This window comes from Geobacter sp. FeAm09, from assembly GCF_008330225.1.
In the GTDB taxonomy this organism is placed as follows: Bacteria; Desulfobacterota; Desulfuromonadia; order Geobacterales; family Pseudopelobacteraceae; genus Oryzomonas.
Genome location: NZ_CP042466.1, coordinates 3,896,860 through 3,922,133, shown reverse-complemented (window position 1 = coordinate 3,922,133; position 25,274 = coordinate 3,896,860). Strand labels below are relative to the sequence as shown.

Below are 25,274 nucleotides of genomic sequence, written 5' to 3'. Positions count from 1 at the left end.
ATGGAACGGGTGGCCATAGCACCGCGGGCTGACTGGCGGGAACGGGTGGAATCGGTGGGTATGCTCTACCACACCATTGACGACGAGCTCTACTGGGACGAATCCGCCTGCTACCGGTTCACGAGCCGCGAGGTTGACACCCTCGACCTGGCCACGACGGAACTGCACGCCCTCTGCCTCCAGGCGGTCGAGGAGGTGATCCGCCGCAACCTCTTCTCCCGCCTCTGCATACCGGAGTGGCTTGTCCCCACCGTCACGTACTCCTGGGAGATGGACGAACCGTCCGTCTATGGCCGCTTCGACCTGGCCTGGGACGGCAGCGGCCCGCCGAAGATGCTCGAGTACAACGCCGACACCCCGACCTCGCTCCTGGAGGCGAGCGTGGTCCAGTGGTTCTGGCTCCGGGACCGGTATCCCGGGGCCGACCAGTTCAACTCCATCCACGAGAAACTGATCTCCTTCTGGGAGCGGTGGCCCTACGTGCAGCGGGACCCGGTCCACTTCATCTGCTCCTCCGGGAGCGTGGAAGACCTGGGAAACGTGGAGTACCTGCGGGACACCGCGGTGCAGGGGGGCTTCGCCACCCAACGGCTGTTCGTGGAGGAGGTGGGGTGGGACCGGGAGCGCCGCCGCTTTGTCGACCTGGCCGACGAACCGATCCGTACGCTGTTCAAGCTCTATCCGTGGGAATGGCTGGTGCGGGAGGAGTTCGGCCCCCACCTGGCGGAGAGCGGCCTGCGCATCATGGAGCCGGCCTGGAAGATGATCCTCAGCACCAAGGGGATTCTCCCGATCCTCTGGGAGCTGTTCGAAGGGCACCCCAATCTCCTCCCGGCCACCTTTGGGGAGGACCCCCTGCCCGGGGACCACGTCAAAAAACCGCTCTTTTCCCGGGAGGGGAGCAACATCGAGATCCACCGGGGCGGCTCTGTGGTGGGGACCCCGGGAAGCTACGGCAGCGAGGGGTACATCTGCCAGCGCTACGCGCCGCTTCCCGCGTTCGACGGCAACTACCCGGTGATCGGGTCGTGGATAATCGGCGGCGAGCCGGCGGGGATCGGCATTCGCGAGGACCGGACGGAGATCACCACCAACGGGAGCAGGTTCATTCCGCACTATTTCGTGGAGGGGTAATATGGATACCGTGACAATGGCAGAATCGTTGGGAGGGTTGAACGGCTTTCTCCTCCATTTCCTGGCTGCCGTGGTGCTGGTCGCGCTCTTTTCGGCGCTCTACGTGTGGATCACCCCCTACGCCGAGTTCAGGCTCATCCGCGAGGGGAAGGTAGCCCCGGCCATCAGCTTCGGCGGGGCGCTCCTCGGGTTCGTCATCCCCCTGGCCGGGGCCATATCCGAAAGCGTCTCATTCCTGGACATGCTGGTCTGGTCAGTGGTCGCCCTCGTGGTCCAGGTCCTGGTGTTTCTGGCGCTGCGCAGCTGCTGTGCCGGGCTCTGCCGGGGGATAGCCGACGACCAGCGCGCCCCGGCCATCCTCCTGGCGGTGCTCTCGGTGGCGGCCGGGATACTCAGCGCCGCCTGCATGACGTACTGATCCCCCCTTTTCACAGGGCAACCGGCGGCTAACCCTGAAAACGGCAGGTTGGCCATGAAGGCACGGAGAAAACCAGGAAACCCTTTACCAGAAAACCACGTGCCACAACGGAAGCCGCTCTCGCTTGGTTACCTCCGTTGCTCTGCGGCACATGCCTTTTCCCGGTTCAGCCCTTCCGCGTGCGCAGCGTCGTCACGGTCTCCCCGCCGATGCCCCAGTTGTCCGTCTCCACCTCGTCGATCACCACCACCGTGGTGGCCCGGTTCTTCCCCAGCACGTCCACCAGCAGTTGGGTGGCGCCCTCGATCAGGCGCGCCTTCTGCTCGGCGGTCGCCCCTTCACGGGTGATCCTGATGTTCACGTACGGCATGCCGTGGCCTCCTCGAAAAAACGGTAGCGGCCCGGTCTGCCCGGCCGCCGTTGCGTCAGATGAACCCCTGTTCCTTGACCTCCGCCTTGAGCCAGGCATACACCACCGGCGCCGCCACCAGCCCCACAAGGCCGAACACCGCCTCCATGAGCAGCATGGCGCTCAGGAGCTCCCAGGCGGTCGCCTGCACCTCGTGCCCCACAATCCTGGCGTTCATGAAGTACTCGGCCTTGTGGATCACCACCAAAAAGAGCAGCGAGGCGGCGCCGACCCCCAGGGAAACCCCGAGGCTGATCACCACGATCACCGTATTGGACACCAGGTTGCCCACCACGGGGAGCAGCCCGACGGCAAAGGTCAGCAGGACCAGAACCGTCGCCATGGGGAGGCGCACGCCGCAGAGCGGCAGGGCGATCAGCAGGTAGACGGCGGTCAAGGTGGTGTTGAGGGCGGAAATCTTCACCTGGGCGAACACCACCTTGTCGAAGGCGGTGGTCAGGGCGCGCAGCCGGGAGCGCAGCGCCGCCACGAACGGCGGCACCTGGTCGTGCTCCTTGAAGTGATGGACGGCCGCCATCCCGCCGACGACCATGCCCAGGAGGATATGGGCAAAGACCTTGAGCCCCTCCATGCCGGCGATGGAGATCTTCTGCACATGGTCGCCCACCATCTCGGCCATCTGCTGGCGCAGCCCCTCGATGGTCGTCGGCAGCAGCTCGGCAACCGATGCCGGGAGGGTCCGGCGCAGGCTGTCGAGGGTCTCCATCACCATGGCCAGGAGGGCGCCGACGCCCTGGCTGCTGCCGACGAAGGACCAGACGGCGGTGCACACGCTGATGAGGCCGGTGATGACGCACAGGACGACGACACCCAGGGCGACCGTGTGCGCAACCCGGTTCATGTTCCGGGGGAGGTGGCGGGCGAGTTTCAACGTCAGTACATACACCGCAAGCCCGGCAAATGCGGCCGGCAGCAGATGGAAATGGAGGACGGCCACGGTGGCCGTTACGGCCAGGACATAGCTGATCGTGGTGGAGCGGGGCATGGGTACCTTCTCACATGGGTTGAAATTCGGAGAGGATGGGGGTGGCCCCCATCCTCTCCGGTACGGCTTCCGGGCCGTCAGGCCCCGCCGGGATGGAGAAACAGGTTCGGGCCGCCGCGCACCTTGCCCGCCTCGGCCATGAGCATATCCAGCGCCAGGCTCGCCAGGTCGTCGGCCGTGGCCTCCATGGCGCCGTCCTTGCCGAGGTAGAGCAGCTTCAGGTAGGTGTTGCACCCGGCGCAGCTCTCCGCCTTGATCGCGCCGTTGCTCCCCTCCAGGCTATAGTAGCCGATCCCCTCGGTGGCCTCGCAGGCGCTACACTTGATCCGCACCATGTGCCACTGGGAGGCGCAGAGGGAGCAGGAGAGGTAGCGCAACCCCTGCTCCGTCCCGTCGGCGCGCACGATGCCGGCGGCCGGGTGCGACCCGCACACCGGGCATACCCCCCCCGCCTCCAGCCGGGCAAAGGCCTGCTCTCCCACGGCCGTCGCCAGGTACACCCAGTAGACCTGCAGGGCTGCGGCCACGAACGGCAGCTCCCGGGGAGGGGCCGCGGCCAGGTCGCCCGACAGTATCCCGTCTGCCATCTCCTCCAGCCTGTTTTCGGGCAGAGACACCAAGCCGTCTACGGTCTCGCGGACAGCCGCCGGCACGTCCGCCCCGGCCATGCGGCGCAGGATCAGGGCCAGCCCCTCGCGCCAGGCCGGGTTGCGCGGCCAGGAACGGACGGCCAGAAGCGGCATGCCGTGCCGGCGGCAGAGCGCCTGTTCTTCGGGGGTGGGCAAAGGCAGCGGGGGGAACCGGTCCAGGGCCTCCTGCTGGGCATCGGCCAGCAGTGCCAGAAAGCCCAGATACTCCCCCACGGGATGGCCGGGGGCAAGCACCCGGAAACGCTCGGCGCGACGGGCAAACAGGTCGCGGCCGGGGAGGAGCAGAAAACGGATCTCCCCGGTCGGGGGCGCAATCTGACCCGGTTCGAGGATGCGGGTTTCGGTGTTGTTCATTTGTCCCCTCCCGTCATCTGCCGGAACCATGCCGGGTGGTGCTGTTTCGCCCAGGCGCGCCTGACCTTGCCGGACAGCATGGCGCCGATGCTCTCCTTGGTCCAGATGGCGAGGTAGATGTGCCCCATGATCAGGGAGATCATCCCCGCCCCGGTCGCCGCATGCACGACCGCGGCCAGGCGGATCACGACCGGGGGGAAGAGAAACGAGAAATAGGCGCGCCACATGACGATGCCGGAGAGGACGAGCAGCGCCATGCAGGCGGCCAGCAGCCAGAACAGAAGCTTCTGGCCGCCGTTCAGTTTGCCCGCTTCCGGCATGTTCCGGTGCTCGCCGAGCATCATCTCGTGGGCATGGCGCAGCCACTCCCAATCACCCGGCGTCAGGAGGCACAGTTTCCGGAACCGGAAGAACATGCTGCCGAAGAAGCAGATGAGCGCCACCCCGATGAAGGGGTGGAGGATGCGGGTCCAGACGCCGCCGCCGAACAGCTGGCTCAGGGGGAAGAAGAACGGGTGGAACAGCGCCAGGCCGGTCAGGGCCAGGAGGATGAAGGTAAGCGCCACCAGCCAGTGGTTGAGCCGCTCGGGGGCCGTATAACGGTCTAATTTTTCGGGATCTCGTTTCATTCCTCGAACTCCTTCTCGATCTCCTCCGAGACCTCGTTGGGACCCTTGGTCACGTAGTGGACAAACGCGCCGGCGGCGACCGCACCCAGCGCCAGGGAGGCCAGCGGCTTGGCGGCCCCCTTCCAGAGCTCGACCAGGGGGCCGATGGAGGGGTCCTTGGGGAGGCCGCTGTAGATCTCGGGCCGGTCCGCGTGGTGCAGCACGTAGATCACGTGGGTGCCATCCACCCCTTTGGGGTCGTAGACCCCCGCCTTGGCGAAGCCACGGCTCTTCAGGTCCGCGATCCGCTCCTCGGCGTGGTGAAGCATCGCCTCCTTGGAACCGAACACGATGGCGCCGGTGGGGCAGGTCTTGGCGCAGGCCGGCTCCAGCCCCACCGCCACCCGGTCGGAGCAGAGGGTGCACTTGTAGACCTTGCTGTCCTTTTTGGAGAGGCGGGGGATGTTGAACGGGCAGCCGGTGATGCAGTAGCCGCAGCCGATGCAGTTTTCCTCGTGGAAATCCACGATGCCGTTGCTGTACTGGACGATGGCCCCCGGCGCCGGGCAGGCCTTGAGACAGCCCGGATTGCCGCAGTGCATGCAGCCGTCCTTGCGGATCAGCCACTCGAGCTTGCCCGGTTCCAGTTCCACCTCGGCGTAGCGCATCACGGTCCAGGAGTTTTCGGTCAGGTCGGTCGGGTTGTCCAGGACGCCGTGGTTTTGGCCTACGGCGTCGCGGGTGTCGTTCCACTCCATGCACGCCACCTGGCAGGCCTTGCAGCCGATGCACTTGGTGACGTCGATCAGCTTGGCCACCTCCAGCGCCTGGCGTTGGCCCGGCGGAGGGGTGGTGGTGGCGGAACGGCGGGTGATGTCAAGGGATTGCAGTGCCATGAGCCACCTCCTATGCCTTCTCGATGTTGACGAGGAACGACTTGAATTCCGGCGTCTGGGTGTTCGCATCGCCCACGAAAGGGGTCAGGGTGTTGGCCAGGTACCCGCTCTTGGCAACCCCCTTGAACCCCCAGTGGAACGGGATGCCCACGTGGTGGACGGTCTTGCCGTTCACCTGGAGCGGCTTGATGCGCTTGGTCACCACCGCCACCGCCTTGATGAAGCCGCGGGCGGACCAGACCTTGACCCGGTCCCCCTCCTTGATCCCCTTTTCCCTGGCCAATTCCTGGCTGATCTCCACGAACTGCTCCGGCTGCATGATGGACGACAGCTTGGTGTGCTTGGTCCAGAAGTGGAAGTGCTCGGTGAGGCGATAGGTGGTGGCGGCGTAGGGGTATTCCTTGCTCTTGCCGAAAGCCGCCAGGTCACCCTTGAACACCCGGGCCGCCGGGTTGCTGACGACCTTCGGGTGCAGGAGATTGGTGTCGATGGGGGTCTCGAAGGGTTCGTAGTGCTCCGGCAGGGGCCCTTCCGCCATCTTGTCCAGGGCAAAGAGCCGCCCCACGCCCTCCGGGAGCATGATGAACGGGTTCATGTGGTCCGCGGGGTCGGAATCGGGCTTGAAATCGGGCACGTCGGGGCCGGCCCACTTGCTGCCGTCCCAGTACACCAGTTTGCGCTTCGGGTCCCACGGTTTCCCGGACAGGTCGCAGGAGGCGCGGTTGTACAGGACGCGCCGGTTGGCCGGCCAGGCGAAAGCCCAGTTGAGGGTGTTGCCCAGCCCCGAGGGGTCGGAGTTGTCCCGCCGGGCCATCATGTTCCCCTTCTCGGTCCATGCCCCCGAATAGATCCAGCAGCCGCACGCAGTGGTGCCGTCGTCCTTGAGCTGGGCGAAGCCGTCCAGTTGCTGCCCCTTCTTCAGGATGACCTTGGTCGGGTCCTTGGGATCGGCCAGGTCCGCCAGGGCCTTGCCGTTGTACTCCATGGCCAGTTCCTCGGGAGCCGGCGCATGGGGAATCTTGTAGTTCCAGGTGAGGTTCATGAGCGCGTCGGGGAAGGCGCCCCCCTCCTTCCGGTACAGTTCCCGCAGCTTGAGGAAGAGTCCGGCGATGATGTCCACATCGGGCCTGGCCTCTCCCGGCGGTTCGGCGCCCTTGTAGTGCCACTGCAGCCAGCGCCCGCTGTTGGTCAGCGACCCGTTCTCCTCGGCGAAGCAGGTGGAGGGGAGACGGATCACCTCGGTCTGGATCGCGGCCGGGTCCACGTCGTTGTATTCCCCGTGGTTTTCCCAGAAGCACGAGGTCTCCGTGGCCAGGGGGTCGATCACCACCAGGTATTTCAACTGGGACATGGCCTTGATCAGCTTGCCCTTGTGGGGGATCGACCCCAGGGGGTTGAAGCCCTGGCAGACGTAGCCGTTCAGCTTGCCCTGGTGCATCAGCTCGAACACCTGAAGCACGTCGTACACCTTGTCCAGCTTGGGCAGCCAGTCGAAGCACCAGTTGTTCTCCTTGGCCGCCATGTCGCCGTACCAGGACTTCATCAGGCTGACGTGGAACTTGGCGTAGTTCTGCCAGTAGGACATCTGGCCGGGGCGCAGCGGCTTGAGGGCCCGCTTGTCGATGTACGCCTGGTAATCGGTCTCCTTTTCACCCGGCAGGGTGAGATACCCGGGCAGGAGGTCGGACAGGAGCCCCAGGTCGGTAAGCCCCTGGATGTTGGAGTGGCCCCGCAGGGCGTTGATCCCCCCGCCCGCCATGCCCAGGTTCCCCAGGAGGAGCTGCAGCATGGCCGCGGTGCGGATCATCTGCGACCCCACCGAGTGCTGGGTCCACCCCAGGGCGTACAGGAGGGTCAGGGTGCGGTCGGGCGCCGCGGTGGTGGCGATGGTCTCGCACACCTTGAGGAAGGCGTCCCTGGGCGTACCGCAGGTCGAGGTCACCACCTCCGGCGTGTAGCGGGAGTAGTGCTGCCTGAGCAGTTGCATGACGCAGCGGGGGTGCTGCATGGTTTCGTCCACCCGGGCAAAGCCGTCCGGCCCGATCTCGTAGGACCAGGTTGAGCGATCGTACTTGCGCGTGGCCGCGTCATAGCCCGAGAAGAGCCCCTCGTCGAATTTGTACCCTTCATTGACGATGAAGGTGGCGTTGGTATAGGCCTTGACGTATTCGTGCTGGATCGTGTCGTGGGAGAGCAGGTAGTTGATCACCCCCCCCAGAAAGGCGATATCCGTGCCGGTACGGATGGGGGCGTAGAAGTCCGCCACCGATGCGGAACGGGTGAAGCGGGGGTCCACCACGAGGAGCGTGGCCCGGTTGTGGGCCTTGGCCTCGGTCACCCATTTGAAGCCGCAGGGGTGCGCCTCGGCGGCGTTGCCCCCCATGACGATGATGACGTTGGCGTTCTTGATGTCAACCCAATGGTTGGTCATGGCACCGCGACCGAATGTGGGGGCCAAACTGGCCACCGTGGGTCCGTGTCAGACTCGGGCCTGGTTGTCGAACGCCAGGGCTCCCAGGTTGCGGATGACTTTCTGGGTGATGTAGCCCGCCTCGTTGCTGGAGGCGGAGGCCGCCAGGAAGCCGGTGGTCACCCAGCGGTTGACCGTGGCGCCGGCGGCGTTTGTGGCGATGAAATTTTTGTCCCGGTCGTCCTTCATCAGCCGGGCCACCCTGGTGAGTGCTTCGTCCCAGGAGATGCGCTTCCATTCCTTGGAACCGGGGGCCCGGTACTCCGGATACTTGAGCCGGCTTTCGCTATGGACGAAATCCAGCAGCCCCGCCCCCTTGGGACAGAGGGTGCCGCGATTCACCGGATGGTCCGGGTCGCCCTCGATGTGGAAGATCGCCGACTCGGCGTTTTTGGCCCGGTCCCCCAGGCTGTGCATGATCAGGCCGCAGCTCACCGAACAGTAGGGACAGGTGTTGCGGGTTTCGGTGCTGCGGGCCAGCTTGAAGGTGCGGACCTCGGCCTGGGCCTTGCCGGGTGAAAAGCCCAGCATGGCGATGCTGGAACTGCCCAGTCCGCCGGCGGAAATCTTGAAAAACTGTCTTCGTGTCACGTTCATTGCCACGCCTCCTCAGGATGGTCGGATGCCGAGAATGTTGGTCAACATGCCTATTTTCATAAGCTACTATTCTATTGCCACAATGACCAAACATCAACCCCCGCTAAAAATTATTTTGGTCTGAAGAAGGCCACAACACCAAAGGGACACCCTTCAGAACGCCCCTTTCCCTGCAGGATGCAACGATAATTTGACACCGGCCCCCAGAGGTGCACAGAAATGAATTTTCGGTCAGAGGGAGGCGTCACGGCCATGGGGCAACGGCAGGAAGGACTCAAAACCAGGGAGCGGGAGGGAGGGAGGCACCTTCGCCGAGTGGCTTGACAAAGCTGCTTAACAGTGTTAATTACAATAACAATAGTACTCCACGGAATAAAGACGGGCCATCCCATGGGCATAGTCGAACGAAAAGAACGGCAGAAAGAATCGCTCCGGCAGGAGATTCTCGACGCAGCGCGGGAAATCCTCCTCGCCGAGGGATATGCCAAGCTGTCCATGCGCAGCATAGCCAAGCGCATCGAGTATTCCCCCACCACGATCTACCTCTATTTCAAAAACAAGGACGAAATCCTCTTCCACCTCTGCGACGAATCGCTGGAGCGCCAATTCGAGGCTATGGATGCGGCGGCCGACGACAAATCATCCCCCCTGGCGCGGTTACGCGCAACGTTGCGGGCCTATATCGATTTCGGCCTCTCCGAACCGGACCGCTACCAGATTACCTACATGACCGATATTTCCCCGTATGTCAGCGTGACCAGCATATTGAACGAAGGGAGCTTCGGCAATAAGCTGCTCGAATTGGTGCGGCGGCGGCTGAACGACGTACTCGTGGAATCCGGGTCGGCCCTGGACCCGGAAAGCGTCTTCCAGGCGCTCTGGGCCCATAGTCACGGCCTCGTGTCGCTTTTGATAAGCTGCCCCGACTTCCCCTGGGTTGAACGGGACAAGCTCATTGGAACGAACATCGATATAAGCTTGAAGGGGTTACTGCGCTGACCCGCCGTCGCGCGACTTTTTTTTACCCAGCAACTTAACACTGTTCTTTTGATTCACAGTGCTAATCGACACACATTACGGTAGAGAACACATTGGAGGAGTCAGCAATGAAAGCAGTCGTTCTATTTCTGGCAGGGGTGGTGGCCATGACGCTTCCGGCCTGTTCATCGGGCAAAAAGAGTGAACAGGGCGCCGCTTCGGCGATACCGGTGAAGATCGGCACGCCGTACCATCGGGAAGACCGGCAGGCCGTGTCGGTCAGCGGGACCACCGCCGCTCCGGATGCGCCGGCAAATGTTTCGTTCCTCGTATCCGGCAAGGTGATCCAGGTCGGCCCGCGGGAAGGGGACCCCGTCAGGAAGGGGCAACTGCTGGCATCGGTCGATCCCACCGATTACCGGCTGGCCCTGGCAACGGCCACGGCACAGGCCGACATGGCCCGGGTCGCCTGTGAACGTGCCGAGGACGAGCATCGGCGGATGAAGATGCTGTTCGACTCCAAGAGCCTGGCGCCCAACGACTACCAGAAATTCAGGGCCGCATTCGAATCCGCCCGGCAGCAGGTGGAGCAGGCCGCTGCCTCGGAAAAGCTGTCCCGGAAACATGTGGCCGACGCAACGCTCCACGCCCCCGTCAGCGGGTTCATTGCCAAACGCGCCATCGAACCGGGCGAAATGGCGAGCCCTGGACGCCCGGTCTTTGAAATCGTCACGCTGGATACCGTAGAGATCAGCGTGGGGGTCCCCGAGACCGACGTGCACCTCGTCCGGGCGGGGCAGAAGGCCGAGGTTACGCTGCCGGCATTGCCGGGGAGATCATTCGAGGGGACCGTACGTCTCGTCAATGTTTCCGCCGATCCCGGCACGCGCACCTATATGGCCCGCATCAGCGTCCCGAACCCGAAACACGAGCTCAGGATCGGCATGGTTGCGGAAGCGCACATCCGCGGCGACAGGACGGTAAAGCTGCTGACCCTGCCGGTGGAGGCCATCGTGCGCGACCCGCAGGGCGCCACCATGGTCTACGTCTACTATCCCGCCCAGGGCCGGGCGTATGCCAAACGGGTCGAAACCGGCGCCATGCACGGTAAGGAGATCGAAATCAAGGGGCTCACGGGGGACGAGCCTGTCATCCTTGCCGGCCAGGAGCGCCTCCGGGACGGCGCCCCCGTTTCCGCCATACCGGCCGGGGAGGTTCCCGGAAAGAAGACAGCGGCACCTGAAAAGGGGGCGCGGTAATGAATCTGGCCAAGGCCTCCTTACGTTATCCGACCGTTACCGTGATCCTCGCGGCACTGCTGGTCATCGTCGGCATCCGCGCGTTCCTCGTCATGCCCCGCACGGAAGACCCCACCATAACGATACGCACCGGCCTGGTGCTGGCCCTCTACCCGGGCGCCACATCCGAACAGGTGGAAAAGCAGGTCACCAAAACCCTGGAAAAGCATATCTTCAAATTCCCCGAAGTCAGGAAGGGCAAGACCTATTCGACGAGCCGCCCCGGCCTGGTCGCCATCAATGTGGAGCTTGAGGACTACGTAAAAAATGCGGATCAATTCTGGGCCAAGCTGCGCAATGAACTGAACGAGGCCCGGGCCACGGAACTGCCCGACGGCGTGCGCGGCCCCATGGTGAACTCGGATTTCGGCGATACGGTGGCCATGCTCATCGCCGTGCACGGGAAACGCTACGGCTACCGGGAACTGCGCGATTACGTGGACCGGATTCAGGATGAGCTGCGGTCGGTCCGGGATATCGGCAAGCTGGCCACCTATGGCGGCCAGAGCGAGGAGATCCTGATCACCAGCAGCCTTGAGCGGGTTTCTCAGTATTTTGCCGATCCGTCCCGGGTGGTCCAGGCGCTGCAACAGCAAAACATCATCGCCGGCTCCGGGAACTTCGAGGCGGCCCATGCCAAGATCCCCCTGCGCACCACCGGCTTTTTCACCACGGAGGAGCAGATCCGCTCCACCATGGTCGATGTGTCCAAAACCGGGCAACCGGTCTACCTGCGCGACTTCGCCACGGTCGAACGCCGCTATCAGGACCCCACCTTTCTGGTGCGCCACGACGGCGAGCCGAGCATCCTTCTGTCCGTGGAGATGCAAAAGGGGAAGAACATCGTCCAACTCGGGGAACAGATCGACCGGGTCTTCACCCGCCTGAAAAACGCCCTGCCGCCGGACGTCCAGCTCGAATTGATCGCCAATCAGCCGGCGGTCGTGAAAAGCCGCATGACGAGCCTGAGCCACGAGTTCCTCCTGGCGATCGGCTCCGTGATCCTCGTGACCGTCATCCTCCTGCCGATCCGCGTTGCCGTGATCGCGGCCCTGGCCATACCCATCACGCTGTGTGCGACCCTGGGGGTCATGAACGCCCTGGGCATCGCCCTGCACCAGGTTTCCATCGCCGCCCTGATCGTGGTGCTCGGGATCGTTGTGGATGACGCCATCGTCATTGCGGACAACTATGTGGAGCTTCTCGACCGGAAGGTACCGAAAGCCGAGGCGGCCTGGCGTTCGGCTACCGACGTGGTGGTCCCGGTATTCACGGCGACGGTGACGATCGTCTTTTCCTTCCTGCCGCTCCTCATCATCAGCGGGTCGGTGGGTGAGTTCATCATGGCGCTGCCGCTCACGGTCGCCATCGCCCTGACGGTCTCCTTCATCGTGGCGGTGCTGTTCACCCCCATACTCTGCCGGTTCTTTATCAAAAAGGGGCTGCACGACCACGAAAACGGGGAAACGAAGGGTGCGAAAAAGACGTTCAGCGTGCTGGATGCACTCCAGGCCGGCTACAAGATCCTGATTGCCCGGTTCATGGCGAAAAAGAGGTTTGCCGTACTGCTCGGCGCCGGCGCCTTTGCCGCCGGCGTGCTCCTCTTCGGGACCGTGCGGGAGCAGTTCTTCCCCTCCGCCGAGCGCAACCAGTTCGTGATCGACGTGTGGATGAGCCAGGGAGCGCGCATCGAGAGCACGGACGCGGTAATGCGCCGCATCGAGAGCCACCTGGCGAGCAGGCCCGGGATCACCCACTACGCCAGCTTTGTCGGGCAGAGCGCCCCGCGCTTCTACTACAACGTGAACCCCCAGTTGCCGGACGCGGCCTATGGCCAGTTCATCGTCAACACGAAATCTGTCGAAGCGACGCCGCTGCTCGTCGACGAACTGCGCACCAGCCTGGCCAATCTGGCCCCCGAGGCGCTGGTCATCGTCAAGGAGCTGCAGCAGGGGGAACTGCTGGAAGCCCCGATCGAGGTCCGCATCTCCGGCGACGATATCGGCGAACTGAAGCGCCTGGCCGCCCAGGTCCAGACCATCGTTTCCGCCGTCCCGTACGCCCAGTTTGTCCACAACGATTTTTTCAACGATTCGTGCCTGGTGGATGTGAACGTCAACAACGAACTGGCGAACCGGCTCGGCATAACGAACTCCTCCGTTTCCCGGCTCTTGAGCGGCGCCCTTGACGGCGGCCCGGTCAACACCCTGTGGGAGGGGGACCGGCCGGTGAGCATACTGCTTCGCCTCGACCAGGGCTCCCGCACCTCGTTCGCCGATGTGCAAAACGCCTACCTGACATCCCGGCTTACCAACGCCAGCGTGCCGCTCCGCTCCATTGCGACCCTCCAGCCTGAATGGCAAACCAGCCGGATTGTCCGCCGCAACGGCGTGAGGACCATCACGGTGCGAGGTTTCGTCAAGCAGGGGTGGTATGCCTCCGACCTGTTGAAAACCGTCCGGCCGCACATAAAAAACCTGCCGCTCCCCCCGGGCTACCGGATCGAATACGGCGGGGAAAGTTCCAACAGCGAGCAGACCCTGCCGGAGATGACAGTGGCCCTCGGCATCAGCCTGCTGGCCATCTTCCTGGTCCTTCTCGTCCAGTTCAGGACCGTGAGCGAACCTCTGGTCATCATGTCGTCCATACCGTTGGCCCTGCCCGGGGCGGTGCTTGGCCTGTTGCTCACGCACAATCCCTTCGGCTTTACCGCCTTCATGGGGATGATCAGCCTCTGCGGCATCGTGGTGCGCAACGCCATCATCCTGGTGGACTACATCAAGGAGAAAATAGCCGAGGGCGAAAGCCTGGAGCAGGCGGCAAGGGAGGCGGGGGAACGCCGGCTGCGTCCCATCTTCCTGACGACCATGGCCGCTGCGGTGGGGGTGACGCCCATGATCCTCTCCGGGTCCAGCCTCTGGAGCCCCCTGGCCAGCGTCATCGCGGTGGGGTTGATCCTCTCCATGTTCTTTACGCTCTTGGTGGTGCCGGTCCTCTACGTGCTCGTCATGTCGCGGAGGAGGGGGGCCGCCCCCCCTGCCATGGCCGTGATCCTGGCCGCGGCCGGCCTGCTGGCGGCCGGAACGGGGCAGGCTTGGGCGGAGCAGGTGAAGCTCACGCTCCACGAAGCGGTGGACCTGGCGCGGAAACAGAATGCCGCGCTGAAGATCTCCCAGGCAAAGGTTCGGGAGAATCGGCAGCGCCTTGTTTCGGCCCGGGCGGACTATTTCCCCCGGCTGTCCAACACGACGTCGTATGTGGGCGTTTCCGACCAGGAACTGGTCACCGTACCCGCCGGCAGCCTGGGCACCATCCCGGGAGCAGGGCCCTTTCCGTCGCAAACCACCACGCTCCGCCAGGGTGCCGCCGCTACATTGCTCAGCACCACGACCCTGAGCCAGCCGTTGACGCAACTGTTCAAGGTCCACGAAGCCAACAAGATTGCGGATACGGACCAGAAGATCGCGGAAGCGGACGCCAGGAAGGCGGAACATGAGGTGATCCTTGGGGTACACCAACTCTATTATGGCGTGTTGATCGCCCACAAACAGCAAGAGGCGGCCCAGGCGGCAGTGGCGGCTACACGGGAAGAGGTGCGGGAAAGCGAGGATGGCGTCAGGGCCGGCAATCTGCTCGATGTCGCGGCAGCGGGCAGCCGCGTGCAGAGCCTCCAAAGCAGGCATTCGCTCCTGGCCGCCGAGATCCTGATAACCGATTTGACGGCGGAACTGAACGACCTTCTGGGGCTTGCGCCGGATACGGAACTGATTCTGGCGACGGTGGCTGAAGCGCCGCCCGCCCCTCAGCCCCTCTCCGGGTATCTCCGGGACGCGCTCTCCCGCAATCCCGAACTGCTGGCGGCACGGGGTTCCGTGATAAAGGCCGGCCATGCCGTGAGCGCCGCCCGTGACGAGTATATCCCGGATATCAGCCTGTTTGCCCGCCACACCTATCAGGACGGCGTGCCGTTCCTGGTGCACAACATCGGAACCTTCGGCGTGCAGATGACCTGGAACATCCTCGATTGGGGGAGCCGCCGGGGCGTCGTCGGCCAGCGCAGGGCGCAGATGACCCAGGCCGAGGAAAACGTGAGGCGGCTGGAACAGCGGATAGCGGTCGACGTCGCCAAGGCGTACCGGAAGCTGGAACAGACCCGGCTGATGGTGGATGTGGCCCGGGAGGCGCTGCAACTGCGGAAGGAGCAACTGCGCCTGAGCGCCAACCGGGTGAAGGCCGGGGCCACCACGGCAGCCCGCCATGCCGAATCGGTTGCCGCCGTCGCAAAGGCCGAGGCCGATGAACTTCAGGCTGAGTTGGGATACCGCCTTGCCCAGGCGGAGTTGGAGCGGATCGCCGGCGAGGCTGGCCATTAAAGAGCGGGACAGCGGGAGGAGCCCATGGAGGAAGGAGGGGAAATTCCACGGGCTCCAACTGTGCAGGCCGGGAGCGGTAGCCCCGGTCCGCACACGACGACGCTAGCGGCGAACTTCTTTCATGATTCCGGAATGACCACCATCCTGCAAACAGCCACGATGGTTCCCGAATCCTTGTCTAGAATACGTACATGAGTCTCACACCCGAAATATTTGCCTTGGGCCCATTCTCGGTGTCGACCGTCGCGGAATAGTCAACCATCGCCTGCAGATCGTCAGCTATCTTGTAATTGAAGCTGACTCCGACCCGATGTGACTGGGTCCTATTGTTGTCGGAGACCCCGGCTGTGGTGGTCTCGCCGCCGTTTTGATAGGTATAGTCGGCGGAGACAAAAAATTTGGGGGTTACGTCGTAACTCAGGTGGCTGTTAAGCTGAAACAGCGGACGTTTGGATAACCGCCCGGTGGAGTTGTCCTCATTGTCCGTGTAAAACTCCACGGAAGGTTCCAACTCGAAGAGGAGCTTTTCGCCGATGCCCTGGGCTAATCCCAATTCCTCTTTGAAAGCCCAGACGTTGTTCCCCGGATTCAGTGCGTTGTTCTTGTTGTATTGGCCGATCGGCATCGAAACGTACTGGGTGAAGCCAACCCAGGTTTTTGAGGCCGGATTGCTGACCGGCCAGATGGTTGACACCAGTGACGGGTCCATCACGCCGGAGCTGGACATGGTGCCATTCAAGGTCTGATTGTTGTAAAAACCCAGCACCTGGTAGTCGATCGGCATGTTGAACAGGGTGTTGAAGTAGACGAACCTAAAGAAGCCGAGGTCCTGTGTATAGTTGAAGCCACTCGTGCGCTCTCCGCCGACATAAAGGCTGTCGGCAGTAATGTGCTTGTAATAGGTCAACATTACCTTGGTGCCGGATGGCGCCGGAAGGTAGTCTCGGGCGTTGGTGTCGCCGCCATGCGACACAGTCGGGGACAGCAGTAACAGGCATGCGAATAGAGCTCTCCATAAAATTTTCATCTGAATCTCCCTGTGATGTGACGAAGCCTCATCGATTCGTCATAATCTGGGCCCGGTAGTGTGAGATTCTTTGGCAAAGGCTCGGCCGAAGCAGGGACAGCCTCAAGGTCACCTCATGATACGGGGCGTGACGTTTGCCGGTCTCAAATCTTGAGCGACGGGACCGCTTTGTCGATGTCGCCGCCTGCCGCCTTGATGCCGGCCAACCGGCCAAAGGTGAGGCAGCGACCGTGCCCGATACCTGGGCAGATCGTTGGGTAATCATTGGCAAAGAAGTCGCCTTGGGCGGCGCCGACCACGTACAGCCCCTCGATGGGATTGTCGTCCTTGTCCAGAACCAGCAACCGGCTGTCCGTGTGCAGGCCGCCACACATGGTAAGGACCGTGCTTTGCAACTTGCCCGCATAGAAGGGAGGCTTCACGATAGGCGTGAGCAATTTCGCACGCTTGCCGTAATCAGGATCGTCTTGCATCTCGTAAAGGTCGTTGTACCGCTTGACGGCTTTTTTGAGGTTTCCGGCAGGGACTCCCATTTTTCTTGCCAACTCTTCAAGTGAATTGGCGACCACGACTTTGCCATCCTTGATGTGTCCTTCCTGGATAGCCTTTTCCATGCGGATATCGAAACCCTTGCCCCACGGCTGGAAGGTCTGGCCGAAGAACAGCCCCCCTGCGATGTTGTTATCGACCTGCTCTTTCACCTGTTCGGCCCAATCCCGGTCATAGACGGACCATGCAATACCGTGCGGCTGCAACTCCTTGGTGCAGCTCTTGGACTGCGTGTTCACGTCTTCATTCTTGAAACGCTCGCCGTTGGCATTGACATGGAGGAAACCGTAGCTGGCCGCCCCGGCCTCGAGATGAATAACCGCAGCGTGCGGTTCGTGTTTCTGCATGGCTCCGCCGGCATGCATGGCCATGATCAAGCCGTCACCGGTATTACACTTGTTCGGGAAATATATCTGGGCGTCGGCGTGAAGAGAGAACGGGGAGTAGCGCTTGACCATCTCCTTGTTCGAGGCGTAGTCGCCAGTTGCTATGATAACGGCGTTGGCGGTGTACTTGGTGTAGTTCCCCGCCTTTCCCGCTATGATGCCTGTCGCCCTGCCGTTGTCACCGGTCAGGACCTGCACGGCTGGCGTCTTGTAGCTGATGGTTACCCCCAACTCCTTGGCCGTCTTCTCAAGCACGGGCAGAAGGACGATGTTGCCGACCCCTTTGGCGCTGCCGTTGGCATAGGTCAGGTCCGCGCCACGCTCGTGGACGAAATGGGTAACCGGATATTCGGTGTAGTCAGGCCCCTTGTAATAGCCTTCCCACAGCGCCGCCGTGAGGCCGTTCTTTTGGCAAATGTCCATCATCCAGTCCATGCAGGCGCCGCTTTTGTGGGCGAAGTCCCAGAGAAGCTTTTCGTCGACCCGTCCCTGGGCCCACGCCACCCAAGCCCGGATGATCTGGCGGTAATCGGGACTGACCCCGATCTGCTTCTGGATCTTGCTGCCAAACGCGGCGATATGGCCGCCGCGGGCAGCCCATATGTGATTTTTGTCGACCAGATGAACCTTTGCACCTTGCTCAGCGGCTGAAATTGCTGCCACGATGCCGGAAAGCCCCGCTCCGATGACGACAACGTCCGTTTTGATTTCCTTCTTGATCTCCCCGGCAGTGATCTTCACCTTCTTCTCCCAACTCCAGCCGCCGCACTTGGGCTCTGCATAGGCAGCCGGAATATCGCCGGCCACACTTTTCACGGGCATGGCGCTGGCGACAGCCAGACCAGCCAGCGTCGCCGTACTACCCTTAAAAAAATCCCTGCGTGAAATACCGTTTTCTGTATTGTTTTCCCTGTTCATGATGTCCCTCCGCTATTTGTAGTAACACTCTGTCAAGCTTTGAACTGAAGGCCGCATGGCATATGGATTACATCTTTTCCCTCCTTTCAGCATTGCCGGCGCAATATCCAGCACCGTTTTTTCAGCCTCACGTTTTGGGATTTGGGCAACCACCTACTTGACCTTTATGCCGAACTTGTGGCACTCGTTGCAGTAAAGCTCACCCTTCGCATGTATCCTGTGGCAGGCCAGACAATCTATTTCGCCATAATGCGATTCATGTACATTTGCCATAACCCCCGGCGCTACCTCGGTCGGCCTTATCTTCACGACTTCCCCGTGGCACGATATGCACACCTCCTTGGTCGGGGGAAATGCCGGCTCGGATGTTTCATGGCATGACCTGCAGTCAAGCTGATTGGCTCGATGCTTGCCCGAAACAGATCTCGGCTGGCCAAGTGCGTAGGCGGCGTTAACTGCAAAAATGCTTGTCACTAACAGAACTATTTCCTTTCTCACTCCATCCTCCCTTGTTCAGGCGTTTCATAGTTTTCGCATTATTGTGCAACGCCCATGCCACGAGCACTCATGCATAACATACTGTATTAACATTATTTTTTGTCTTGCCATTGACGTTGTTGTTCTATTATGCAAATATTCAGTTGCAAAATAGAACACATGTATTCATATGGGCACCGTCCTGAAACGAGTAGGCTGTGGGAGGAGGCAGGGGTATGGATGTTGAAGAGATCAAGGATGTAAATCTCGAGCACCTTTTGACCTATGACAGCGCCAACGGCATCGTCCGTTTGATGGACCGCAGGGTCCTGCTGTTTGACGCAACGGCACTCGGCCTGCTGCGGGCGGAGCTCATCAAAACTCTGGGTCACACCGCAGCCAGGACGATCCTCACCCGATTTGGATACGCACATGGCTGGCGGACGGCCGAGGTCCAACGGGCCCAATATCCGCACATTTACAACAACCTCCACGGTGGAGCCTACATACACGGGCTCTGTGGGCTTACCAAGTCGTACGACTTTCAGCATACCGACGGCACTGGACCGGAGCCGCTCTTTCAAGTCAAATGGGCGAACTCATTTGAGGTCGAACAGCACCTGCTGTACATCGGAAAAGCCGAAGAAGCGGTCTGCTGGACCCTCACCGGCTTTGCCAGCGGATATGAGTCTTACAAGAAGGGGCGTGAGGTATACTTCATCGAGCGGGAATGCACGGCAAAAGGTGATGCGACATGCCAGATGGAGGGTAGATACAAGGAACAGTGGGGACCGGAGTACAAGGAGCAGCTTTCCTTTTACTGTTTATCCTCTGTCGATGAGAAACTCCAAGAATTGACAAAGAAACTAAAGAAGACCGAGCATAATATTGCCAGCAGGCAGCGACAACTCGGCTTACTCGAGAAAACTGACGAAGAGCAGTTCGGTGTCATCATACGCAGCAAGGCTATGAAGCAGGTCATCGACCTGGCAAAGCACGTCGCGCGGGTCAATGCACCGGCGATCGTGATGGGCGAAAGCGGTACGGGGAAGGAGCGCATCTCGCAGATAATACACAGTCAGTCGAACCGGAAAGCAAAACCGTTTATCGCCGTAAACTGCGGCGCTCTTACTGAATCGCTTCTGGAGAGCGAACTCTTTGGACACGCTAAAGGCGCTTTTACTGGTGCAGACCGGGACCGTCCCGGCATATTCGAGGAGGCCTGTGGTGGCACGTTGTTTCTCGATGAAATCGGGGAAATCTCGCCAGGCATGCAGGTAAAGCTGTTAAGGGTCCTGCAAGAAAAGGAAGTACGGAGGGTGGGGGAAAACAAGGTTCGTCCGGTTGACGTGAGGATCATTGCGGCAACCAACCGCAACTTGGCCGACGAGGTAGCGGCGGGTCGCTTCCGGTGCGACCTCTATTATCGGCTCTGCGTCATTGAAGTGATGGTGCCAGCCCTCCGGGAGCGCCCGGAAGATATCTTGCCCCTCGCCCAGATGTTTCTACAGCAGTACACCAAGGACATGAGCCAGAAGGTGACGAGGTTCTCCCCTCAGGCATCAGAGTGCCTTCTGAACTACAGTTGGCCGGGAAACGTGAGGGAGTTGCAAAACGTTGTGGCGAGAGGCGTGGCGCTTTGCAGGGGGAAATACATCGAGTTGGATGACCTGCCGAAGCATATCCAGACCATGCAGTCGATATCGGGTTATTCGTCAGGCAGCGGGGTCAAGAAGCTCGAAGAAGCGGAACGAGATTACATCATGGCTGTCTTGCGCGCCTCCGGCGACAACAAACGGCTTGCCGCCAGCCAGTTGGGGATTAGTCCGTCGACGCTGTACCGCAAGTTGACACGCTACCTGTAGTTCGGCCATTTCAATTCAGGGTCGCTTGCATTGGAAGATTTCCCACTGTTTTGAAAAGTTAAACGACCCGTAGTTACGGGCCGTTTAAAAGAACAGCTATTATCCTTCAATGTGGGGTAAAGAGCCAACTGCGGCCACCTGCAAACCAGGAATCAAATATCCAGATTCACCACATTGAGCGCATTGTTTTCGATGAAGTCGCGCCGCGGCTCCACCTGGTCCCCCATGAGGATCGTGAAGATCTCGTCCGATTCCACGATATCCTCGATCTTGACCTGGAGCAGCACCCGGTTGTCCGGGTTCATGGTCGTCTCCCAGAGCTGCTCGGGGTTCATCTCGCCGAGGCCTTTGTAGCGCTGGATGGAGAGCCCCTTCTTGGCCTGTTCCAGGAAGAAGGTGAGCAGCTCTTCGTGGTTGCTGGTTTCCAGAAGAAGCTTTGCCCCCTCCTGCTGCTCGAGGAAGGCGCGGCCGTCGGCCATGGTCTCCACCACGCGGCGGTGATTCTCCACCAGGAGCTCGTATTCGTGGGTCGAGAGCACGGACAGCACCTGATGGTCGATGATGGCCCGGATATTGCCGATGCGGAAGGTGATCCGATCCTCCTCCACCTGGTAGTCGGAACCGGGGGAGAGCGCCTTCATGGCCTCCAGATACGGTTCCAGGCCGGCAAGCTCCTCCACGCCGGCCGGCACGTTGCTGCGGATGGTGAGGGAGAGGAGGTCGCTGGCGATCCCCTTCTTGACCACCTTGTCGAAGATGGCGCGGTTCTCGATGAGCTGCTTGATGACCGGGATGATCTGTTTTCCGATATAGGTCCGGTCCCCCTTCTCCAGGCGCAGGGTCAACTCCTCGGTCCCCTCCTCCAGCAGGAAGTTCTGCATCGCCGCTTCGTTCTTCAGGTACATCTCCTTCTTGCCGCGCTTGACCTTGTAGAGCGGCGGCTGGGCGATGTACAGATGCCCCCGCTGGATCAGCTCCTGCATGTTGCGGTAGAAGAAGGTCAGGAGCAGGGTCAGGATGTGGGAGCCGTCCACGTCGGCGTCGGTCATGACGATGATGCGGTGGTAGCGGAGCTTGGAGATGTCGAAGTCGTCCTTGCCGATGCCGGTGCCCAGGGCCGTGATCAGGGTCCGGATCTCCTGGGAGGAGATCATCTTGTCGAAGCGGGCCTTCTCCACGTTGAGGATCTTTCCCTTGAGCGGCAGGATGGCCTGGAACTTCCGGTCGCGCCCCTGCTTGGCCGAGCCGCCGGCGGAATCACCCTCGACCAGGTAGAGCTCGCACATGGCCGGGTCCTTTTCCTGGCAGTCGGCCAGTTTGCCCGGCAGACCCCCCATGTCGAGGGCACCCTTGCGCCGGGTCAGATCGCGGGCCTTGCGGGCCGCTTCCCGGGCCCGGGCCGCGTCGATGGACTTCTCCAGGATCCGCTTGGCGATCTGGGGGTTTTCCTCCAGAAACTGGGACAATTTGTCGTTCAGCAGGGTCTCCACATACCCCTTGACCTCGGAGTTGCCCAGCTTGGTCTTGGTCTGCCCCTCGAACTGGGGCTGGGGGATCTTGACCGAGATGACGCAGGTGAGCCCTTCCCGCAGGTCGTCGCCCGAGATGGTCACCTTGGCGTTTTTGAGCAGGTTGTTGGCCGTGGCGTAGCTGTTCATGGTGCGGGTCAGGGCCGCCTTGAAGCCCGCCAGGTGGGTTCCCCCCTCGTGGGTGTTGATGTTGTTGGCAAAGGTGAAGATCTTCTCGTCGTAGGAGTCGTTGTACTGCAGGGAGACCTCGGTCTCCACCCCGCCCTTTTCCCCCTTGATGTAGATAGGTTTGGGGTGCAGCGGCGTCTTGGTGCGGTTCAGGTACTCCACGAATGAGTTGATGCCACCCTCGTAGTAGAACTCGTGGGACTTGTTCTCCACCCGCTCGTCGGTAATGCTGATCCTGACGCCGGCGTTGAGGAACGCCAGCTCGCGGAGCCGCTGGGAGAGGACGTCGAAGGAATACTCCGTGGTCTCGAATATCTCCTCGTCCGGCATGAAGGTGACCTTGGTGCCCCGTTTCTTGGTCTCGCCGGTTATCTCCAGGGGGGCCTGGGGGTCGCCCCGGCGATAGGACTGGCGCCAGACCTTGCCGTCCCGGCGGATCTCCAGTTCCAGCCACTTGGAGAGGGCGTTGACCACGGAAACCCCGACGCCGTGCAGACCGCCGGAAACCTTGTAGGAGTCGTTGTCGAACTTGCCGCCGGCGTGCAGCACGGTCAGGACGACCTCGGCCGCCGATCTTCCCTCGGTGGGATGCATGTCGGTGGGGATGCCGCGGCCGTTGTCCACCACCGTCACCGAGCCGTCGGTGTTGATGGTTACGCTGACATTGTCGCAGTGGCCGGCCAGGGCCTCGTCGATGGAGTTGTCCACGATCTCGTACACCAGGTGATGCAGGCCGGCGCTGGAGGTGGAGCCGATGTACATGGCCGGGCGCTTGCGTACCGCAGCCAGGCCTTCCAGAACCTTGATGTTCTCCGCTCCATACTCTTCCACATCTTGCGTCGTGTTATCCAATTGTTCACTCATGCGGTTCATTTCCCTCAAACGTCAGATTGCCGTCTTCCACACGGAAAACGGCGCAGTGTGCAGCAGCGCCCAACAGGGCGGGTGATCGTTCCGTGGTGGTGATAAACACCTGGATCTCCCGGGAGAAGAGAAAATCCATCAGGTTCCTGTTCCGGCGGGCATCGAGCTCGGAACTCATGTCATCCAGCAAAAGCAGCGGCGGCTCCTGGAAAATAGCCTGGAGATTGTCCACCTCGGCCATCTTCAGGGCCAGGACGAAACTCTTCTGCTGTCCCTGGGAACCGAAACTCTTCAACGCCCGGCCGTTCAGGCAGAGCATCAGGTCGTCCCGATGGGGGCCGGCCGTTGTCGTGCCGTACCGTTCGTCGCTCCGGGCATGCCGGGCGAACAGCTCCAGCAGCTGGCCGCGAATGGCCTCCCGTTCTCCCGCCTGCACCCCCTCGGGCTGATAGCTGATGCCCGCCGTCTCCCGATCCCCGGAAATGGTGGCATAGTGCCGCTCAAGCATGCCGTTCAACTGCGCCACATAGCGCAGCCGCCGTTGAATAACCTCGGCCCCCGCCTCGGCCAGCTGTTCGGTCCAGGTATCCAGCCCGGCCCGGTCGGCGCTCTTCAGGAGATGGTTGCGCTGCTTGAGGATCCGGTGGTAGCCGTGCCAGCTATGAAGGTAGCCGATGTCCCCCATGTAGACGGCCCGGTCCAGATAGCGCCGCCTGGCGTCGGGTCCCAGCCTGACCATGCCGGTATCGTCGGGTGAAAAGACCACGGCATTCAGCCTGCCGTGCAGGTCCGACGCCCGTTGTATCCCCTTGCCGTCAACCTCTACCCGGCGGCCGGCGGCCTCCAGGGTCAGCCTGATGCGGTTCAGCGTCCCGGCCGACTGGACCTCGCCCTGGATCTGGGCGATCTGCCGGTCATGACCGATAAGTTCGGGAAGGCGGGCCGTTCTGAAAGAGCGGGGGCTCCCCAGCAGGTAGATCGCCTCCAGGAGGTTGGTCTTGCCCTGCCCGTTGAGCCCGTAGAGCAGGTTAAAGCCCGGGCCGGGGGTGATACGCACCGCCCCGATATTCCGAAAACCGGCAACAGCCAGGTGTTTGAGCAGCATCCCGCTCTGCCGCTAGAGTCTCATGGGCATGATCACCGCCAGGAAACTGTCGGAAGCTTCCGGCACAATGATCGAGGGGGAGAGTTCATCCCGGAACTTCATCTCCACGCTGTCGGTTTCGGCCACGGCCAGCACGTCCAGGAGATAGCGGGCATTGAACCTGACCGAGATCGGTTCGCCGTCGTACGCCACGTCGATATCCTCCATGGCGTCGCCCAATTCCGGGTTGCTCGAGGATATCTTCACGCCGCCGGAGGATATCTCCAGCATGATCCCCTTGAACTTCTCGCTGGAGAGTATGGCCATCCTGCGGACGGAGTGGGTGAAGTTCTCCCGGTCGACCGTGACGATGCGATCGTTCGCCGCGGGGATGACCCGGTTGTAGTCCGGGAACTCTCCGTCCACCAGGCGCATGACCATGTAGGAATCGCCCCGCTTGATCACCGCGCTGTTGTCCATGAAACCGAACAGCAGGGTGCCGCTGTCCTCGTCGGTGATCTTTTTCATCTCGTAGATGCCCTTTTTGGGGAGGATGACCCCCTTCAGGAGTTCGGGACCGGCTGTCCCCTTGAGGGCTCCGGTGGCGATGGAGAGACGGTGGCCGTCGGTGGCGACCATTTTAAGGGCGTTTTCGCCGCTGTCGGTGACCTCGACCTTGGCGAAGATGCCGTTTAAGTTGTATTTCGTCTCGTCGGTGCAGATGGCGTAGGACGTCTTTTCGATCATGCCTTTCAGCAGGGCACTCTCGATCTCGAAGAGGTTTTCTTCCTTGATGTCGGGAAAATAGGGGAATTCATCGGGAGACAGCCCGACGATGTTGAATTGCACCTTGCCGCATTTGATCTCCACCCAATCGTTGTCCTTGGTGGAAAAGACGATGGACTGGTTGGGGAGTTCCTTGACGATCTCGTACAGCTTCTTGGCTCCGACCGTGATCTTTCCGGGTGTCGCGACTTCGGCGGGGTAGGTGCTCTTCATCCCCACCTCCAGGTCCGTGGCCGTTACGTGCAGCGCGGAACCGGTCGCCTCCAGAAGGACATTGGAGAGGATCGGCATGGATGTCCGTTTTTCGACGATGCCCTGAATCTTCTGCAGCGACTTGAGGAACAGTTCCTTATCGATTGTAAATTCCATCTGTCACTCCTTACAGGAAGATGTTTTATCTATAAATCTTAAAACCTTTGTTCTTGTTGTT

18 protein-coding genes are annotated in these 25,274 nt (G+C 61.5%); 6 read left to right on the top strand and 12 right to left on the bottom strand.

Annotated elements, in window-relative coordinates:
- Both FO488_RS18405 and FO488_RS18400 read left to right on the top strand, forming a co-directional pair.
- Positions 1–1,134: a glutathionylspermidine synthase family protein gene (locus tag FO488_RS18405; protein ID WP_149211899.1), complete on the top strand. Its 1,134-nt coding sequence runs from the start codon at positions 1–3 to the stop codon at positions 1,132–1,134.
- Position 1,135: 1 nt separating this feature from the next.
- A complete protein-coding gene (locus tag FO488_RS18400; protein WP_149211898.1) occupies positions 1,136–1,552 on the top strand; it encodes a DUF350 domain-containing protein in 417 nt (138 codons plus the stop codon).
- 166 nt (positions 1,553–1,718) lie between these two features.
- On the opposite strand, the gene FO488_RS18395 is transcribed toward FO488_RS18400, so the two are convergent.
- The 6 genes from FO488_RS18395 to fdnG form a co-directional block, all read right to left on the bottom strand.
- Complete coding sequence (locus tag FO488_RS18395; RefSeq protein WP_149211897.1) at positions 1,719–1,922, bottom strand: 2-hydroxymuconate tautomerase family protein; 204 nt, start codon at positions 1,920–1,922, stop codon at positions 1,719–1,721.
- A 55-nt stretch (positions 1,923–1,977) separates the two neighbouring features.
- Entirely contained in the window at positions 1,978–2,967 is a 990-nt protein-coding gene (locus tag FO488_RS18390) for an AI-2E family transporter (protein ID WP_149211896.1), read from the bottom strand.
- Positions 2,968–3,044: 77 nt separating this feature from the next.
- On the bottom strand, positions 3,045–3,971 hold the full coding sequence (fdhE, locus tag FO488_RS18385) for a formate dehydrogenase accessory protein FdhE (RefSeq protein ID WP_168206100.1): 927 nt from the start codon (positions 3,969–3,971) through the stop codon (positions 3,045–3,047).
- Complete coding sequence (locus tag FO488_RS18380; RefSeq protein ID WP_149211894.1) at positions 3,968–4,600, bottom strand: formate dehydrogenase subunit gamma; 633 nt, start codon at positions 4,598–4,600, stop codon at positions 3,968–3,970. The genes fdhE and FO488_RS18380 overlap by 4 nt, the downstream gene beginning before the upstream one ends.
- A complete protein-coding gene (gene fdxH, locus FO488_RS18375; protein WP_149211893.1) occupies positions 4,597–5,475 on the bottom strand; it encodes a formate dehydrogenase subunit beta in 879 nt (292 codons plus the stop codon). The genes FO488_RS18380 and fdxH overlap by 4 nt, the downstream gene beginning before the upstream one ends.
- 10 nt (positions 5,476–5,485) lie before the next feature.
- The gene (gene fdnG, locus FO488_RS18370; protein WP_149211892.1) at positions 5,486–8,542 is read right to left on the bottom strand and encodes a formate dehydrogenase-N subunit alpha; all 3,057 of its coding nucleotides are present in this window, start codon (positions 8,540–8,542) and stop codon (positions 5,486–5,488) included.
- A gap of 390 nt (positions 8,543–8,932) precedes the next feature.
- Between fdnG and FO488_RS18365 the strand changes: the two genes are divergently transcribed.
- The 3 genes from FO488_RS18365 to FO488_RS18355 all read left to right on the top strand — a co-directional run bounded on the left by FO488_RS18365 (position 8,933) and on the right by FO488_RS18355 (position 15,191).
- Positions 8,933–9,541 carry a TetR/AcrR family transcriptional regulator gene (locus tag FO488_RS18365; protein ID WP_149211891.1) on the top strand — a complete coding sequence of 203 codons (609 nt, stop codon included), beginning with the start codon at positions 8,933–8,935 and terminating at the stop codon, positions 9,539–9,541.
- Positions 9,542–9,648: 107 nt separating this feature from the next.
- Positions 9,649–10,779, top strand: a complete 1,131-nt coding sequence (locus tag FO488_RS18360) for an efflux RND transporter periplasmic adaptor subunit (protein ID WP_149211890.1) — start codon at positions 9,649–9,651, stop codon at positions 10,777–10,779.
- Positions 10,779–15,191, top strand: a complete 4,413-nt coding sequence (locus FO488_RS18355; protein WP_149211889.1) for an efflux RND transporter permease subunit — start codon at positions 10,779–10,781, stop codon at positions 15,189–15,191. The genes FO488_RS18360 and FO488_RS18355 overlap by 1 nt, the downstream gene beginning before the upstream one ends.
- A 178-nt stretch (positions 15,192–15,369) precedes the next feature.
- Here the strand turns inward: FO488_RS18355 and FO488_RS18350 are convergent, their stop codons facing one another.
- The 3 genes from FO488_RS18350 to FO488_RS18340 form a co-directional block, all read right to left on the bottom strand.
- The gene (locus FO488_RS18350) at positions 15,370–16,218 is read right to left on the bottom strand and encodes a transporter (protein WP_149211888.1); all 849 of its coding nucleotides are present in this window, start codon (positions 16,216–16,218) and stop codon (positions 15,370–15,372) included.
- A 143-nt stretch (positions 16,219–16,361) separates the two neighbouring features.
- Positions 16,362–18,071 carry an FAD-binding protein gene (locus FO488_RS18345; RefSeq protein WP_149211887.1) on the bottom strand — a complete coding sequence of 570 codons (1,710 nt, stop codon included), beginning with the start codon at positions 18,069–18,071 and terminating at the stop codon, positions 16,362–16,364.
- Positions 18,072–18,224: 153 nt separating this feature from the next.
- Positions 18,225–18,569 (bottom strand): cytochrome c3 family protein, encoded by a 345-nt coding sequence (locus tag FO488_RS18340; RefSeq protein WP_149211886.1) that lies wholly within the window; start codon positions 18,567–18,569, stop codon positions 18,225–18,227.
- A 215-nt stretch (positions 18,570–18,784) separates the two neighbouring features.
- Here FO488_RS18340 and FO488_RS18335 point away from each other — a divergent pair, with 215 nt between their 5' ends.
- On the top strand, positions 18,785–20,413 hold the full coding sequence (locus tag FO488_RS18335; RefSeq protein WP_149211885.1) for a sigma-54-dependent Fis family transcriptional regulator: 1,629 nt from the start codon (positions 18,785–18,787) through the stop codon (positions 20,411–20,413).
- Positions 20,414–20,565: 152 nt separating this feature from the next.
- Here the strand turns inward: FO488_RS18335 and gyrB are convergent, their stop codons facing one another.
- From gyrB to dnaN, 3 genes are read right to left on the bottom strand one after another with little or no spacing between them, the layout of a single operon-like run.
- A complete protein-coding gene (gyrB, locus tag FO488_RS18330) occupies positions 20,566–22,974 on the bottom strand; it encodes a DNA topoisomerase (ATP-hydrolyzing) subunit B (protein WP_149211884.1) in 2,409 nt (802 codons plus the stop codon).
- Complete coding sequence (gene recF / locus FO488_RS18325) at positions 22,967–24,079, bottom strand: DNA replication/repair protein RecF (protein ID WP_149211883.1); 1,113 nt, start codon at positions 24,077–24,079, stop codon at positions 22,967–22,969. Before recF ends, gyrB begins: the two co-directional genes overlap by 8 nt.
- Positions 24,080–24,091: 12 nt before the next feature.
- Positions 24,092–25,213, bottom strand: a complete 1,122-nt coding sequence (gene dnaN, locus FO488_RS18320) for a DNA polymerase III subunit beta (protein ID WP_149211882.1) — start codon at positions 25,211–25,213, stop codon at positions 24,092–24,094.
- Positions 25,214–25,274 lie beyond the last annotated feature (61 nt).